12 protein-coding genes and 1 tRNA gene are annotated in these 15,656 nt (G+C 72.6%); 10 read left to right on the forward strand and 3 right to left on the reverse strand.

Going from position 1 to position 15,656, the window contains the following annotated elements; genetic code table 11:
• Positions 1–57: 57 nt before the first annotated feature.
• Positions 58–1,911, reverse strand: coding sequence for a phosphoenolpyruvate carboxykinase (GTP) (locus FJ658_RS11010; RefSeq protein WP_141145859.1), 1,854 nt, complete (start codon positions 1,909–1,911; stop codon positions 58–60).
• A 215-nt stretch (positions 1,912–2,126) separates the two neighbouring features.
• Between FJ658_RS11010 and FJ658_RS11015 the strand changes: the two genes are divergently transcribed.
• The gene (locus FJ658_RS11015; protein WP_141145440.1) at positions 2,127–3,560 is read left to right on the forward strand and encodes a helix-turn-helix transcriptional regulator; all 1,434 of its coding nucleotides are present in this window, start codon (positions 2,127–2,129) and stop codon (positions 3,558–3,560) included.
• Between the two features lie 43 nt (positions 3,561–3,603).
• On the opposite strand, the gene FJ658_RS11020 is transcribed toward FJ658_RS11015, so the two are convergent.
• Positions 3,604–3,676 (reverse strand) — tRNA-Arg (locus FJ658_RS11020).
• Between the two features lie 61 nt (positions 3,677–3,737).
• On the opposite strand from FJ658_RS11020, the gene FJ658_RS11025 reads away from it, so the two are divergent.
• On the forward strand, positions 3,738–4,415 hold the full coding sequence (locus FJ658_RS11025; RefSeq protein WP_141145441.1) for a pyridoxal 5'-phosphate synthase: 678 nt from the start codon (positions 3,738–3,740) through the stop codon (positions 4,413–4,415).
• Between the two features lie 59 nt (positions 4,416–4,474).
• Complete coding sequence (locus FJ658_RS11030; protein WP_141145442.1) at positions 4,475–5,248, forward strand: transglutaminase family protein; 774 nt, start codon at positions 4,475–4,477, stop codon at positions 5,246–5,248.
• Positions 5,249–5,266: 18 nt separating this feature from the next.
• On the opposite strand, the gene FJ658_RS11035 is transcribed toward FJ658_RS11030, so the two are convergent.
• Positions 5,267–5,845 carry a hypothetical protein gene (locus tag FJ658_RS11035; RefSeq protein ID WP_141145443.1) on the reverse strand — a complete coding sequence of 193 codons (579 nt, stop codon included), beginning with the start codon at positions 5,843–5,845 and terminating at the stop codon, positions 5,267–5,269.
• A gap of 123 nt (positions 5,846–5,968) precedes the next feature.
• Here FJ658_RS11035 and FJ658_RS11040 point away from each other — a divergent pair, with 123 nt between their 5' ends.
• From FJ658_RS11040 to rho, 7 genes are all read left to right on the forward strand, one after another.
• A complete protein-coding gene (locus FJ658_RS11040) occupies positions 5,969–7,627 on the forward strand; it encodes an arginine--tRNA ligase (RefSeq protein WP_141145444.1) in 1,659 nt (552 codons plus the stop codon).
• Positions 7,628–7,677: 50 nt separating this feature from the next.
• Positions 7,678–8,496 carry a DUF2993 domain-containing protein gene (locus tag FJ658_RS11045; RefSeq protein WP_141145445.1) on the forward strand — a complete coding sequence of 273 codons (819 nt, stop codon included), beginning with the start codon at positions 7,678–7,680 and terminating at the stop codon, positions 8,494–8,496.
• A gap of 128 nt (positions 8,497–8,624) precedes the next feature.
• The gene (gene lysA / locus FJ658_RS11050; protein ID WP_141145446.1) at positions 8,625–10,079 is read left to right on the forward strand and encodes a diaminopimelate decarboxylase; all 1,455 of its coding nucleotides are present in this window, start codon (positions 8,625–8,627) and stop codon (positions 10,077–10,079) included.
• Positions 10,076–11,398: a homoserine dehydrogenase gene (locus FJ658_RS11055; protein WP_141145447.1), complete on the forward strand. Its 1,323-nt coding sequence runs from the start codon at positions 10,076–10,078 to the stop codon at positions 11,396–11,398. The genes lysA and FJ658_RS11055 overlap by 4 nt, the downstream gene beginning before the upstream one ends.
• Before the next feature lie 2 nt (positions 11,399–11,400).
• The gene (thrC, locus tag FJ658_RS11060) at positions 11,401–12,495 is read left to right on the forward strand and encodes a threonine synthase (RefSeq protein WP_141145448.1); all 1,095 of its coding nucleotides are present in this window, start codon (positions 11,401–11,403) and stop codon (positions 12,493–12,495) included.
• The gene (gene thrB, locus FJ658_RS11065; RefSeq protein WP_141145449.1) at positions 12,492–13,430 is read left to right on the forward strand and encodes a homoserine kinase; all 939 of its coding nucleotides are present in this window, start codon (positions 12,492–12,494) and stop codon (positions 13,428–13,430) included. The genes thrC and thrB overlap by 4 nt, the downstream gene beginning before the upstream one ends.
• A 162-nt stretch (positions 13,431–13,592) precedes the next feature.
• Positions 13,593–15,656, forward strand: coding sequence for a transcription termination factor Rho (rho, locus tag FJ658_RS11070; protein ID WP_141145450.1), 2,064 nt, complete (start codon positions 13,593–13,595; stop codon positions 15,654–15,656).

The raw sequence follows: 15,656 nt of genomic DNA on the forward strand, positions 1-15,656 counted from the left end.
ATCACCGGGCTCGCAGCGGCGGCTCGGCCGCGGCTCGTCCGTGCTCGTTCCCGTCGCTCAGGCGGCGCTGGCGTGCTCCGCCCGCGCGGCGGCCACGGCCTCGATGCGCTCGCGGACCACGGCCAGCTGACGCGACATCGACTCCGGCAGGCGATCGCCGAAGGTCCCGAAGAAGCGCTCGGTGTCGTCGAGCTCGTCGCTCCACGCCGCCGGGTCGACCTCGAACAGCTTCGCGAGCGCATCGTCGGCGAGATCGAGTCCCTGCACGTTCAGCGCGCCCGGCGTCGGCGTCCAGCCGAGCGGGCCCGGCACGGCCGGGGCGACGCCGTCGACCCGGTCGAGGATCCACGCCAGCACGCGGCTGTTCTCCGCGAAGCCCGGCCACAGGAAGGATCCGTCGTCGTCTTTGCGGAACCAGTTGACCTGGAAGATGCGCGGCACGCGACCGCTGCGCCGCAGCTGGCCCCCCACATCCAGCCAGTGCTGCCAGTGGTCGGCCATGTTGTAGCCGCAGAACGGCGCCATCGCGAAGGGATCGCGGCGCAGCTCTCCGATGGTGCCCTCGGCGGCCGCCGTGCGCTCAGACGAGATCGTGGCGCCCAGGAAGACACCGTGATCCCAATCGCGCGCCTCTACCACCAAGGGCACGTTGGTCGCCCGGCGGCCGCCGAAGATGATCGCGTCGATGGTGACGCCGGCGGGGTCCTCCCAGTCGTCCGACATCGTCGGGCACTGGGCGGCCGCCACCGTGAATCGAGAATTCGGATGCGCGGCAGGGCGGTCCGCGGAGGGCGTCCACGGCTCTCCCTGCCAGTCCGTGAGGTTCGACGGCGGAGTGTCCGTCAGCCCCTCCCACCACACGTCGCCGTCGTCCTGCAGGGCGACGTTAGTGAAGATCGTGTTGCCCCAGAGCGTGTCGACCGCGGTCTGGTTCGTCGAGACGCCCGTGCCGGGTGCGACGCCGAAGAATCCGGCCTCGGGGTTGATCGCCTTGAGCCGGCCCCAGGAGTCGGGGGCGAGCCAGGCGATGTCGTCGCCGACCGTCTCGACCTGCCAGCCGGGGATCGACGGCCGCAGCATCGCGAGGTTCGTCTTGCCGCAGGCGCTGGGGAAGGCGGCGGCGACGTGGAAGACGCGACCGCGCGGGTTCGTGACCTTGAGCAGCAGCATGTGCTCGGCCAGCCAGCCCTCGTCGCGGGCCATCGCGCTGGCGATGCGGAGCGCGAAGGCCTTCTTCGCGAGCAGCGCGTTGCCGCCGTAGGCCGAGCCGTACGACCAGATCTCGCGCGTCTCGGGGAAGTGCGAGATGTACTTCGTCTCGTTGCTCGGCCAGGCCACGTCGACCTCGCCGGGAGCGAGCGGCGCGCCGACCGTGTGCACGGCGCGCACCCACGAGGTGCCGGGCGTGATGCGCTCGAGCGCCGCGCTGCCCATCCGGGTCATGATGCCCGTGCTCACGGCGACGTAAGGGGAGTCGGTCACCTGCACGCCGAACCGCGAGAGCGGGCTGTCGAGCGGGCCCATCGAGAACGGGAGCACGTACATCGTGCGGCCGCGCATGGCGCCCTCGGCGAGACCGGCGAGGGTCGCGCGCATCTCGCCCGGCGCGATCCAGTTGTTGCTGGGGCCGGCATCCGCCTCATCGTCGCTGCAGATGAAGGTGCGCGACTCGACGCGGGCGACGTCGGCCGGGTGGCTGCGGGCCAGGAAGCTGTAGGGGCGGTGCTCGGGGTTCAGCTGGATCAGCGTGCCGTTCGCGACCATGAGCCGGTTGAGGCCGTCGCGCTCGCGCACCGAGCCGTCGCACCAGACGACGGTGTCGGGCGTGAGCAGATGGGCGAGCTGCTCGACCCACGCCACGATCTCGGGATTCGTGCCCTCTGGAGCGAGCGCCCAGCTCGCGTCGTGCACCGGCTCGGCGTCGTAGCCGGCGGCCTCCGGGGTGGTGTCGTCGTGCTGGTCGGTCGTCTCGGGGGAGTCGAGCAGGGTCACGCGGGTCACATCCTTCGGCGATGAGGGCGGAACGGCGGGAGGTTTCCCGCTTGTCTCCACTCTGACCGCTGATCGAGCGCGGTTCGGGCCGAATTGGTTCGAAAGAATCGTGATTCCTTCGCTATCGTGACCTCATGCAGGATCTCGTCACCCTGGGGCAGCGGATGCGGCACTTCCGCACCGAGGCCGGTCTCACCCTCGATGCGCTCGGCGCCGACGTCGGCATCGCCGGCAGTCAGCTCTCGCTCATGGAGAACGGGCGGCGCGAGCCGCGGCTCTCGCTGCTCACCGCGATCGCGCAGCGACTCGGCATCGCCCTCGCCGATCTGCTCGACGAGCGGCCGCCGAGCGCGCGCGCCGCACTCGAGATCGAGCTCGACCGCGCGCAGAGCAGCGCCGCCTACGCCGAGCTCGGCTTGCCCGCGATCCGAGCCGGCCGCACGATGAGCGACGAGACGCTGGAAGCGATCGTCGGCCTGCACCGGGAGATCGCCCGCCGCGCGACCGAGGCCGTGGCGACGCCCGAGGAGGCGCGCCGCGCCAACACCGAGACCCGCGAGTGGATGCGCGAGCGCGACCACTTCGTGCCCGAGATCGACCGCCTCGCCGAGGAGCAGCTGAAGGCGGCGGGACACACGACCGGCGCGCTGACGCACCGCACGGTCAGTCGCATGGCCGAGCGCCTCGGCTTCCAGCTCGTGCACGTCAACGACCTGCCGCACTCGGCGCGCTCGGTCACCGATCTCGAGAACGGGCGCATCTACCTGCCGCCGGCATCCATCCCGGGCGGTCACGGCCTGCGCTCGATGGCGCTGCAGGCGATGGCGCACCGGGTGCTCGGGCACACCGCTCCGCGCAGCTACGCGGACTTCCTGCGGCAGCGGCTCGAGATCAACTACTACGCGGCCGCGTGCCTCATGCCGCTCGCGCAGTCGATCGCGTTCCTGCAGCAGGCCAAGAGCGAGCGCGACATCGCCGTCGAGGACTTCCGCGACGCCTTCGGCGTCACGCACGAGTCGGCGGCGCTGCGCTTCCTCAACCTGGCGACCGTGCACCTCGACATCCCGGTGCACTTCCTGCGCGTCGGCGACGACGGCGCCGTCACGAAGGCGTACGCGAACGACGGGCTGCGACTGCCGGTGGATGTGACGGGATCGACCGAGGGACAGCCGGTCTGCCGCTACTGGGCTGCCCGCACCGCGTTCGCGCGCACGAATCGCACGACCGAGTTCTACCAGTACACCGACACGCCCGAGGGCACGTTCTTCGAGTCGAGCCAGACCGGCACGGGCACCCACGACGAGTTCTCGATCACCGTCGGGGTGCCGTTCGCGCACGCGAAGTGGTTCCGCGGCCGGGAGACGACGCTGCGCGAGACCTCACGCTGCCCCGACGCGAGCTGCTGCAAGAGGCCGCCGGTCGACCTGGCCGAGCGGTGGAGCGGCCGCGCCTGGTCGAGCGCGAAGGTGCACGCGCACATCTTCTCGCCGCTGCCCGCCGGGCGGTTCCCGGGCGTCGATGATCGCGAGCTGTACGAGTTCCTGCAGACGCACGCGGCGGACGCCTGAGTGCGGTGGTGGTCGTGCGACGCGCTGTGGATGACGTGTGAAGTGCGTCTGAGAGGATTCGAACCTCCGACACCCGCCTCCGGAGGGCGGTGCTCTATCCACTGAGCTACAGACGCCGGCGAGCCGAGCCTACCCGATCGCCGGAGTCCGTCGGCGCGGTCGCGCTAGCGTGGCGGGATGGCCGAGGAACCCGTTCTGCAGCACGGCGACTGGCGTCGTCGGCTGCGGGCGCTGCCGGTGCTCGAGGGCCGTCTCGACGGTCTCGACGTCGCCGCGCTGCCCGCGCATCCGCTGTCTCTGCTCGAGGAGTGGCTGTCGGCCGCGATCGATGACGGCCTGCCGCAGCCCCATGTCGCGGCGCTCGCGACGGCCGGCGCCGACGGCGCGGTGGCGAACCGGATGCTGATCGTGAAGGACCTCACGGCCGACGCGGTCTGGTTCTCGTCGTCGGCCCGCAGCCCGAAGGGCGTCGATCTGGCCGCGAACCCGCGGGCGGCGCTCACGCTGTACTGGCGCGAGCACGGTCGGCAGGTGCGTCTGAGCGGCACGGTGGATGCGCCGTCGACCGAGGTGAGCGCGGCCGACTTCCGGGAGCGCAGCACGTTCGCGCGCCGCGAGATGCTGGTGGATCGGCAGAGCTCGCCGCGCACCGACGAGGCCGAGGCCGCACGGCTGCTGGAGAGCGCGCAGACGGCGCTCGACGCGGATCCCGAGATCGTGGCGCCGTCGTGGCGCGCCTACCGGCTCACGCCGGACCGGATGGAGTTCTGGGCCGCCGCGACGGGACGGGCGCACGATCGCGTCGCCGCGACCCGCTCGGGGGAGACCTGGCACTGGGAGCGACTGTGGACCTGAACGCGGAGCCGGCATCGGCGCCGGGCGCGTCGCCGGCATCGACCCGCGTGACGGCGCGGATGCAGCTGAGACTGTCCGAGCCCGCCGAGATCGCGCTCGCGGTCGCCGTGTCGGGCCCGGGGCTGGTCGAGGAGGCGCTGAGGATCGAGAGCGCCGGACGTGCGCTGACGGGCCGGGAGCTGCGCGGGCAGCGCGGGACGCGCATCCACCGACTGTCGGCGCCGGCCGGCGATCTGCTCGTCGAGTACGGCGCGCTCGTCGTGAGCCCGACGCCGTCGCCGGAGCAGGGAAGCGATCTCGAGCTGCTGGAGGCGCAGCGCCCGAGCCGGTACGCCGAGTCGGATGCCCTGGTCGACCTGGCGAGGTCGGAGTTCGCGGGCGTGGCCCCGACGTCGCTGCCGGCGGCGATCGGCGAGTGGGTGCACGAGCGCCTCGCCTACGAGCTCGGCTCGAGCTCGCCGACCGACGGCGCGCTCGCGACGCTCGACGCGGGACGCGGCGTCTGCCGCGACTTCGCGCACGTGACCGTGGCGCTGCTGCGCGCGCTCGACGTGCCGGCGCGGCTCGCCGCCGTCTACGCGCCCCAGCTCGAGCCGATGGACTTCCACGCGGTCGCCGAGGCGCACGTCGACGGCCGCTGGGAGGTCGTCGACGCGACCCGGCTCGCGCCGCGCGAGGGGCTGGTGCGCATCGCCACCGGTCGCGATGCCGCCGACACGGCGTTCCTCACGAACTGGGGATCCGACCTCGAGCTGCGCTCGCTGGTCGTGGATGCGCACCGCTCCGTGCGGTTGGCTGCCGATGAGGGGGCGGGACCGGTGCTGCTCGCCTGAGGTGCTGGCCGGAACCGGCTAGGCGACCGCCGCCGCCGCGGAGTCGACGAAGATCTTCGCGTCGAGCGACTGCCCGAACACGACGGAGGACGCCACGATCCACACGCTCCCCTCGACGGCGGAGGCCGTGCCCACGCCGCCGGAACTGGCGAAGTAGCCGCGGTCGGCGGCGTAGTCCGCGCTCGCGGTGCCGGCCGTCGCCTCGAGCGCGGCGAGCTGGTCGGCGTCGCGTGCTTCGGCCGAGACGTAGATCAGCACGCCGCTCGTCGTGTTCTGCCAGGCGCACCCGACACCGCCGTCGGCCTCGGCCTGGGCGGCGGCCGAGCCGGCGGGCAGGTCGGGGTCGTCGAGCAGGACGAAGTTCGGGTTGAAGTCGTAGACGGTGCCGGCCGACACGAGATCGCCGCAGTCGAGGTCGATGCCGGCGGGGTCCGACGCGGAGGCGGAGGGCGAGGGCGACGCGGATGCGGTCTTCGACGGCGAGGGCGACGTCGTGGACGCGGCGTCGTCGTCGCCGGTCGGGGTGCAGCCGACCAGGGCGAGCGCGGCGGCGGCCGCGGTGACGAGCAGGACAGGGGCGCGGAGGGAACGGCTCACGCGCACATCCTGCCGCGGTCGCGCGTGGCGGCGGCTCCGGCACGCGGTGGCGGCGGGATGCGATCGTCGTCGCCGCGCCCACTCGGACAGGGGGACCCGTCGCGGCGAATAGACTCGGTGCCCGTGAATCCCGCCGAGCTCTCCGCCGCCATCCTCCGTGTCGTCACCGCCGCCGCGGAGCGACGCGAGGCCGCCGCCCCGACGGCCGACGGGATCGTGCTCGAGCGCCCGCGCAACCGCGATCACGGCGACTGGACGACGAACGTGGCGATGCGTCTGGCGAAGCCCTGGGGGCTCGCGCCGCGCGACCTCGCGCAGGAACTGGCCGAGGGCATCCAGGGCATCGACGGCGTCGCCTCGGTCGAGGTCGCCGGTCCCGGCTTCCTCAACATCCGACTGGATGCGGCGGCCGCGGGTGCGCTCGCGCTGACGATCCTCGAGCGGGGCGACGTCTACGGCCACAACGACTCCGCGGCCGGCCAGTCGATCAACCTCGAGTTCGTATCGGCGAACCCGACGGGCCCGTTGCACATCGGCCACACCCGCTGGGCCGCGCTCGGCGACGCGATGGCGCGCCTGCTGAAGGCGTCCGGCGCCGATCTGGTCAGCGAGTTCTACATCAACGACGCCGGCGAGCAGATGGACCGCTTCGGCGCCTCGGTGCTCGCCGCGCTGCGTGGACGCCCCACGCCCGAGAACGGATACCCGGGCGCGTACATCACCGACCTCGCCGCCCGCGTGCTCGAGGCCGAGCCGAGCATCGAGGACCTCTCCGACGACGATGCGCTGCCGCGCGCCCGCGAGCTCGGCTACCAGCTGCAGCTCGCCGACATCACGGCGTCGCTCGCGCGCTTCAACGTGCACTTCGACGTGTGGTTCAGCGAGCGCGCGCTGCACGCGCCCGACGCGGCGACCGGCGTCAGCCCGGTCGACGGTGCTGTCGAGCGCCTGCGCGAGCAGGGCCACGTCTTCGACGCCGACGACGCGATCTGGGTGCGCACGACCGAGTTCGGTGACGACAAGGACCGCGTCATCCGCCGCGGCAACGGCATCTACACCTACTTCGCCGCGGATGCCGCGTACTACCTGTCGAAGACCGACCGCGGCTTCCAGCACAAGATCTACCTGCTCGGCGCCGACCACCACGGCTACGTGCACCGTCTGAAGGCGATCGCGGGCGCGGCCGGCGACGACCCGCAGAAGGACATCGAGGTGCTGATCGGGCAGCTCGTGACGATCAACGGCGCCCGCCTGTCCAAGCGCGCGGGCAACATCATCGAGCTCGACGACCTGCAGGCGTGGCTCGGCACCGACGCGCTGCGCTACTCGCTGGCGCGCTACCCGGCCGACTCGCCGATCACGCTCGATCCCGAGATCCTGCAGCGCCGCACGAACGACAACCCCGTCTTCTACGTGCAGTACGCGCACGCCCGCACGCAGGCCGTGGCGCGCAACGCCGCCGGGCTCGGCGTCGAGGCGACGGAGTTCGACGCGAGCCTGCTGGTGCACGAGACCGAGAGCGCGCTGCTCGGCGCCCTGGCCGACTTCCCCCGCGTCGTCGCGCAGGCGGCCGAGCTGCGCGAGCCGCACCGCGTCGCGCGCTACCTCGAAGAGCTCGCGGGCAGCTACCACCGCTGGTACGACAGCTGCCGCGTCACGCCGATGGGCGACGACCCGGTCGAGACGGTGCACCGCACGCGTCTGCAGCTGAACTCCGCCACCGGTCAGGTGCTGCGCAACGGCCTCGACCTGCTCGGGGTGAGCGCTCCCGAGCGCATGTGAGACGATCTCGGCAGCCGCGACCCCCGCGCGGCGCCGCCGAGAGGATCGACATGAGCGACCCCGCCGCCACGCCCGACACACCGGTCGCGACCGCCGAGGCACCCGCGCCGGGATCTCCGCGACGGCGACGCCCGCGCGCGCTGATCGTGGTGGCGGCCATCGTGGTCGTGATGATCGTGCTCGTAATCGTCGCCGAGTTCGCGGGTCGCGCGGTCGCCGCCGGCTACGTGCGCGATCGCGTGGTCTCGGCCCTCGACCTGACCAGCAGTCAGCGGGTCGACGTCGACCTCGGCGGCGGCTCGATCCTGCTGCAGGCGCTCGCCGGCCGCGCCGACCGGGTCGTCGTCGAGGTGCCCGACGCGAAGATCGCCGGCGTGACGGGTCCGCTGTCGCTCACGGCCTCCGGCATCCCGATCCGCGGCGGAGGTGCGGCCGAGCGGGTCGCCGCCCGCTTCGTGATCGAGAAGGAGCAGGAGGCCGGCTTCCAGAGCTACTTCCAGCGCGCGGGATTCGACTCGGTCGCCTTCGACGGCGACCGCGTCGAGATCGCCAGCTCGCTGTCGCTGCTGGAGCAGAGCATCCCGGTGCAGATCGATCTCTCGCTCGGGGCCGACGGCGGCGCGCTCGTCTTCACCCCGACGACCGTGCACCTCGGCGGCGAGGCGATCGAGCTGGCCGAGGTGGCCGACAGCCCCTTCGGTCCGGCGCTCGAGCGCTACATCGGTCCCAAGACCTTCTGCGTGAACGAGCAGCTGCCCGCGGGCATCGGCCTGCGCAGCGCCGTCATGAAGGACGGCGACATCACGCTGCGCTTCGCGGGCGACGACGTCGCCCTCGCTGGCGGCGCCGCGAAGGGCACCTGCAGCTGACGACGCCGCGCGGGTGAACGCCGGGCGTCGCGGAGGGGTCCGCGCGATTCGCTAGCATGGATGCGGCTTCAGGGACCAAGCCGGGTCCGCTCGCCTCGATCCGATCATCTCCGACCGCGAGGCCCAGCGTGACCGTGAACCCGCTCGCTCCGGCGTGGCTCGACCACCCGGCCGACGCGAACGCTCTGACCCCCGCCGTGTGGCCGTCCTCGGCCGAGCGCGACGCCGACGGACGGCTCGTGATCGCCGGCGTGGCCGCGACCGCCCTCGCAGCCGAGCACGGCACTCCGCTCTATGTCGTCGACGAAGTGGATGCGCGGTCGCGCGCCGCCCGCATCCGCTCGGCGTTCGAGTCGGCCTTCGAGCGCCTCGGCACGACCGTCGGCGTCTACTACGCCGGCAAGGCGTTCCTCAGCGCCGCCGTGGCCCGGTGGATGCGCGACGAGGGCCTGCGCATCGACGTGTGCAGCGGGGGTGAGCTGGCCGTCGCCCTGGCGGCCGGTGTGGAGCCGGCCGCGATCGGCTTCCACGGCAACAACAAGAGCCTCGCCGAGATCGACCGTGCGGTCGGCATCGGCGTGGGCGCGCTCGTTCTCGACAGCGTCGTCGAGATCGATCGTGTCGCCGAGGCCGCACGTCGTCATGGCCGCACGCAGGCGGTGCGTCTGCGCATCAACAGCGGCGTGCACGCGAGCACGCACGAGTACCTGGCGACCTCGCGCGAGGACCAGAAGTTCGGCATCCCGATCGCGGATGCTCCCGACGCGGTCGCCCGCATCCGCGCGCACGACGGTCTCGAGTTCCTCGGCCTGCACTCGCACATCGGCTCGCAGATCTTCGAGTCGTCGGGCTTCGCCGAGGCGGCGCGTCGTCTGCTCGCGCTGCACGCGGAGCTGTCGGCCGCAGCCCCGGTGCCCGAGCTCAACATCGGCGGCGGCTTCGGCATCGCCTACACGGCCGCCGACGAGGTCATGCCGATCGAGACGATCGCCGACGAGCTCGCCCGGGCCGTCGCGGGGGAGTGCGACCGGCTCGGCATCCCTGTGCCGCGCATCGCGATCGAGCCGGGTCGCTCGATCATCGGCCCGGCGGGCGTGACGCTCTACGAGGTCGGCACGATCAAGGACGTCCGGGTCGGCGACGGCGCCGACGCGGCCGTGCGCCGCTACGTCAGCGTCGACGGCGGGATGAGCGACAACGCCCGTCCGTCGCTCTACGGCGCCGACTACTCGGTGCGTCTCGCCGGCCGCGTCTCCGCCGCCGACGCCGCCCTGGTGCGGATCGCCGGCAAGCACTGCGAGTCGGGCGACATCGTGGTGCAGGCCGACTACCTGCCCGGCGACGTGACGGCGGGCGACCTCGTCGCCGTCCCGGCCACGGGCGCCTACTGCTGGTCGCTCGCCAGCAACTACAACCACCTCGGCCGTCCCGCCGTCGTCGCCGTGCGCGACGGCGCCGGCCGCGTCATCGTGCGCGGCGAGGCGATCGACGACCTCCTCGCCCGCGACGTCGACGCCGCGGCCCCCGCCCTGACCGCCCCTGCGCCGCGATCGGCGGCCGAGACGACAGAGAAGACCGCGTGATCGAATACCGCAACCTCCGCATCGCCCTCCTCGGATCCGGCTCCGTCGGGTCGCAGGTCGCCTCGCTGCTGCTCGAGCACGGCGACGAGCTCGCCCAGCGCGTCGGAGCGGGCCTCGAGCTCGTCGGCATCGCGGTGCGCGACGTCGAGAAGCACCGCGGCCAGGGCATCCCCGACGAGCTGTTCACGACCGACGCGGAGTCGCTCATCCTCGGCGCCGACATCGTCGTCGAGGTCATGGGCGGGCTCGAGCCGGCGCGCGAGCTCATCACGCTCGCCATGACGAGCGGTGCGGATGTCGTCACCGCCAATAAGGCACTGCTCGCGACCCACGGTCCGGAGCTGTTCGAGCTGGCCGAGCAGCTCGGCGCCCAGCTCTACTACGAGGCCTCGGTCGCGGCGGCGATCCCGATCATCCGGCCCCTGCGCGAGAGCCTCGCCGGCGACCGCATCGAGCGCATCTACGGCATCGTCAACGGCTCGACCAACTACATCCTCGACCGCATGGACGTCGACGACCTGCCCGCCGAGGAGGCGCAGCGCATCGCGCTCGAGCTCGGCTACCTCGAGGCCGACCCGACGCTCGACGTCGAGGGCTACGACGCCGCGCAGAAGGCCGCGATCCTCGCGAGCCTGGCGTTCCACACGACGGTGCCGCTCGAGGCGGTGCACCGCGAGGGCATCTCGGGCGTGACCCGCGAGCAGGTCCGCGCCGCGCGCGACGCCGGCTACGTCGTCAAGCTCCTCGCGGTGTGCGAGCGCCTGACCGACCCGGCGACCGGCGGCGACGGAGTGAGCGTGCGCGTCCACCCGGCCCTCGTGCCGCGCACGCACCCGCTCGGCGCGGTGCACGGCGGCAATAACGCGGTGTTCCTCGAGGCCTCGGCGGCCGGCCCGCTGATGTTCTACGGCGCGGGCGCGGGCGGCATCCAGACCGCCTCGGCCGTGCTGGGCGATGTCGTGTCGGCCGCGCGCCGGCACGTGCTCGGCGGCCCGGGTGTGGCCGAGTCGACCCACGCCAATCTGCCGGTGCTGCCGATCGCGAACGTCGTCACGCGCTACCAGGTGACCCTGCGCGTCGTCGACGAGCCCGGGGTGCTGGCGCACATCGCCGGCGTCTTCAGCGAGCACGGCGTCTCGGTCGAGACCGTGCAGCAGTCGCCGTTCTCCGGCGGCACGGAACCGGGTGCGGCCACCGCTACCCTGGTGATCGTGACCCACGCGGCCACCGAGGCGGCCCTGACCGCCACCGTCGCCGCTCTGACGGCCAGTGACGCCGTCACCGAGGTCGCCAGCGTGCTCCGAGTCGAAGGAATCTGATCATGGCCCACCAGTGGCGCGGAGTCGTCCGCGAATACGCCGACCGTCTCGACGTCAGCGACGCGACCCCGATCATCTCGCTCGGCGAGGGCGGCACCCCGCTCATCCCGGCCCCGGCCCTGAGCGCCCGCACCGGCGCCCGCGTCTGGGTCAAGTTCGAGGGCATGAACCCGACCGGCTCCTTCAAGGACCGCGGCATGACGATGGCCGTCACCAAGGCCGTCGAGCACGGTGCGAAGGCGATCATCTGCGCCTCGACCGGCAACACGTCCGCCTCCGCGGCCGCCTACGCGGCGCACGCCGGCATCGCGGCGGCGGTGCTCGTGCCCGAGGGCAAGATCGCCATGGGCAAGATGAGCCAGGCGGTCGCGCACGGCGCCTCGATCATCCAGTTGCGCGGCAACTTCGACGACTGCCTCGACATCGCCCGCGAGCTCGCGACGAACTACCCCGTGCATCTGGTCAACTCGGTCAACAACGACCGCATCGAGGGCCAGAAGACGGCCGCGTTCGAGGTCGTCGAGGTGCTCGGCGACGCGCCTGACATCCACATCGTGCCGGTCGGCAACGCCGGCAACTACACGGCCTACCACCGCGGCTACACCGAGGAGCTCGCCCGCGGCGCCGCCGGTCGCAAGCCCCGCATGTTCGGCTTCCAGGCCGAGGGCAGCGCGCCGATCGTGCGCGGCGAGGTCGTGCGCGAGCCCGAGACGATCGCCAGCGCGATCCGCATCGGCAACCCCGCCTCGTGGGAGCTCGCGCTCACGGCGCGCGACGACAGCGACGGCTACTTCGGCGCGATCAGCGACAGCGACATCCTCGAGGCGCACCGCATCCTCTCCCGCGAGGTCGGCATCTTCGTCGAGCCGGCCTCCGCGATCAGCGTCGCCGGCCTGCTCGAGCGCAGCGCCGCCGGCGCGATCCCGAAGGATGCCACGGTCGTGCTGACGGTGACCGGTCACGGACTCAAGGACCCGCAGTGGGCCCTCCGCGCCGCCGACGGCGGCGAGGTCTCGCCGACCGTCGTCGACGTCGACGTGCAGGACGTCGCCGGGCAGCTCGGACTCGTGCCGAGCCCGGCCGGCTCGACGGCATGAGCCTCGTCGGCCGCGCCGTCGCGGTGAAGACCCCGGCGACCACCGCGAACCTCGGCCCCGGCTTCGACACGCTGGGCCTCGCGCTCTCGGTCTACGACGAGCTCGAGGTCACCGCGGTCGCCGAGCCGGGCGTCGTCGTCGAGGTGCACGGCGTCGGCGAGGGCGAGGTGCCCACCGGCGAGACGAACCTCGTGGCGCGCTCGATCGCGCACGTCTTCGCCGACCAGAGCATCGAGATGCCGGGCCTGCGCCTCGTGGCCCGCAACGGCATTCCGCACGGCCGGGGGATGGGCAGCTCGGGCGCCGCGATCGTCGCCGGCGTGATGGCGGCGAAGGGTCTGCTCGAGGGCGTCGTCGAGCTCGACTCGCGCGCGCTGCTGCGTCTCGCGACCGAGCTCGAGGGGCACCCCGACAACGTCGCGCCCGCGCTGTTCGGCGGGCTCACGATCGCCTGGATGTCGGAGGACGGCCCCGAGCACAAGAAGCTCTCGGTGCACCGCGGCGTGTCGCCGCTGGTCGCCGTTCCCGAGCAGATCACCATGTCGACCGCGCTGGCGCGCAGCCTGCAGCCGTCGTCGGTGCCGCACGAGGACGCGATCTTCAACGTCTCGCGGTCGGCTCTGCTGATCGCCGCGCTCATCCAAAGCCCCGAGCTGCTGCACGCCGCCACCGAGGACAAGCTGCACCAGAGCTACCGCGCGAGCGCGATGCCCGAGACGGATGCGCTGATCCGCCTGCTGCGCCAGGAGGGTCTCGCGGCGGTGGTCTCCGGCGCCGGCCCGTCGATCCTCGTGCTGGGCAGCGACCCCGCGCAGCGCCTGGTCGCCGCCGAGCTGATCGAGCGACACGCCACGACCGTGTGGCGCCCGCTCATGCTGGCCGTCGACTTCCGCGGTGCTACAGTGGGACCGCTTCCGGCCGCCGCAGTGGCCTAGCCCGCACGGCCCGGAGCATTCACCCGGCATTCGCCGAACGCGGTTCCGCACGATCCCGCAGTGCTCCGGCATGGAGCGGAGGAGTGCATCCGAACCGCGGAAACCCGTGTGTCCCGTCCCCGAGCGTTTCTGTGCTCGGATCGAGAGAAGGAACCGCAATCCGTGTCTGATGTCACTGCACCCCTGCCCGGCGACCGCGCCGCGCTGACCAAGCTGAAGCTCGCCGAGCTGCAGGCCCTCGCCGCCGAGCGCGGCGTGCCCGGCGCCGCCCGCCTGCGCAAGGGCGAGCTCGTCGAGCTGCTGATCTCCTCGGCGAACCCCGAGGCCGCCGCTGAGGCGCCGGCCGAGAGCGCCCCCGCTCCGGCCGCCGAGACCGCGGCCGCCTCGGCCGAGGCGCCGGCCGCCGAGGTCGTCGCTGAGGCGCCCGCCGCCGCGCCGGCCCGTCGCTCGCGCCGCGCCACCGCATCCACCGCCGACGCCGCCGCTCTCGCGACCGCGCCGGCCGAGACCCCCGCTTCCGACAACGCCGCGACCGCCGACGCCGCCGCGTCGGCGACCGAGCAGCCCGCCGAGCGCCCGCAGGGCGAGGGCCGCGGTCGCGGTCGTCGCGGCGGAGAGCGCCGCGGCGCCGACCAGCACGCCGCGGGCGGCGCGACCGGAACGCAGTCGGCCGGCGCCGACGCGCCGGAGAAGGCCGACTCGGCCGAGAAGGCCGGCGCGTCCGACAAGCCCGCCGAGTCGGAGCAGTCCGCCGACGGCGAGACCCAGCCCCGCGAGGGTCAGGGCTCGAGCCGTCGCCGCGGTCGCAACCGCGGCAAGGGCCAGCAGAACGGCCAGAGCCAGAACGGCCAGCAGAACCAGGGCGGCCAGAACGGCAACGGCGCCTCGAGCCAGGCCGAGGAGTCGAGCTCGCAGAACCAGGGCGGCAACGGCCCCGACCAGCAGGGCGCCCACGATGACGACCAGGACGGCCAGGGCGGCAGCCGCCGCAGCCGCTACCGCGACCGCAAGCGCGGCCGCGGCGGCCAGAACGACGACGAGCCCGAGATCAGCGACGACGACGTGCTGATCCCGATCGGCGGCATCCTCGACGTACTCGACAACTACGCCTTCGTGCGCACGACCGGCTACCTGCCCGGCCCGAACGACGTCTACGTCTCGCTCGGCCAGGTGAAGAAGTACCACCTGCGCAAGGGCGACGCGGTCGTCGGCGCGATCCGCCAGCCGCGCGAGGGCGACAGCCAGAGCGGCCGTCAGAAGTACAACGCGCTCGTGAAGGTCGACCTGGTCAACGGCCAGCCCGTCGATCAGCTCGAGAACCGCGTCGAGTTCGGCAGCCTGACCCCGATCTACCCGAACGAGCGCCTGCGCCTCGAGACGGAGCCCGGCAAGCTGTCGACCCGCATCATCGATCTGATCTCGCCGATCGGCAAGGGCCAGCGCGGCCTCATCGTCGCGCCCCCGAAGGCCGGCAAGACGCTCATCCTCCAGGCGATCGCCAAGGCGATCGCCGAGAACAACCCCGAGACGCACATCATGGTCGTGCTCGTCGACGAGCGCCCCGAAGAGGTCACCGACATGCAGCGCTCGGTGCGCGGCGAGGTCATCGCGTCGACCTTCGACCGCCCGGCCGAGGACCACACGACGGTCGCCGAGCTCGCGATCGAGCGCGCGAAGCGCCTCGTCGAGCTGGGCAACGACGTCGTCGTGCTGCTCGACTCGATCACCCGCCTCGGCCGTGCCTACAACCTCGCCTCCCCGGCGAGCGGTCGCGTGCTCTCGGGCGGCGTCGACGCCTCGGCGCTCTACCCGCCGAAGCGCTTCTTCGGCGCCGCGCGCAACATCGAGGGCGGTGGCTCGCTGACCATCCTCGCGACCGCGCTCGTCGAGACCGGATCGAAGATGGACGAGGTGATCTTCGAGGAGTTCAAGGGCACCGGCAACATGGAGCTGCGCCTCTCGCGTCAGCTCGCCGACAAGCGCATCTTCCCGGCGGTCGACCTCTACGCGTCGAGCACCCGCCGCGAGGAGGAGCTGCTCAGCGCCGACGAGGTCAAGATCACCTGGCGCCTGCGCCGCGCTCTGGCCGGTCTCGAGCTGCAGCAGCAGCTCGAGGTCGTGCTCGGCAAGCTCAAGGAGACCTCGTCGAACACCGAGTTCCTCGTGCAGATCCAGAACTCGCTCCCGAGCGGCGGCCACCAGAACGGCGCCGGCCACAAGGAGTAA

The organism is Schumannella sp. 10F1B-5-1, from assembly GCF_006517535.1.
Classification (GTDB): Bacteria; Actinomycetota; Actinomycetes; order Actinomycetales; family Microbacteriaceae; genus Schumannella.

What these genes read in the sequence shown, in the direction of transcription:
- FJ658_RS11015 (WP_141145440.1), top strand. Translation starts at nt 2,127, where the DNA reads ATGCAGGATCTCGTCACCCTGGGGCAGCGGATGCGGCACTTCCGCACC.
- FJ658_RS11025 (WP_141145441.1), top strand. Translation starts at nt 3,738, where the DNA reads ATGGCCGAGGAACCCGTTCTGCAGCACGGCGACTGGCGTCGTCGGCTG.
- FJ658_RS11045 (WP_141145445.1), top strand. Translation starts at nt 7,678, where the DNA reads ATGAGCGACCCCGCCGCCACGCCCGACACACCGGTCGCGACCGCCGAG.
- FJ658_RS11030 (WP_141145442.1), top strand. Translation starts at nt 4,475, where the DNA reads ATGCAGCTGAGACTGTCCGAGCCCGCCGAGATCGCGCTCGCGGTCGCC.
- thrC (WP_141145448.1), top strand. Translation starts at nt 11,401, where the DNA reads ATGGCCCACCAGTGGCGCGGAGTCGTCCGCGAATACGCCGACCGTCTC.
- thrB (WP_141145449.1), top strand. Translation starts at nt 12,492, where the DNA reads ATGAGCCTCGTCGGCCGCGCCGTCGCGGTGAAGACCCCGGCGACCACC.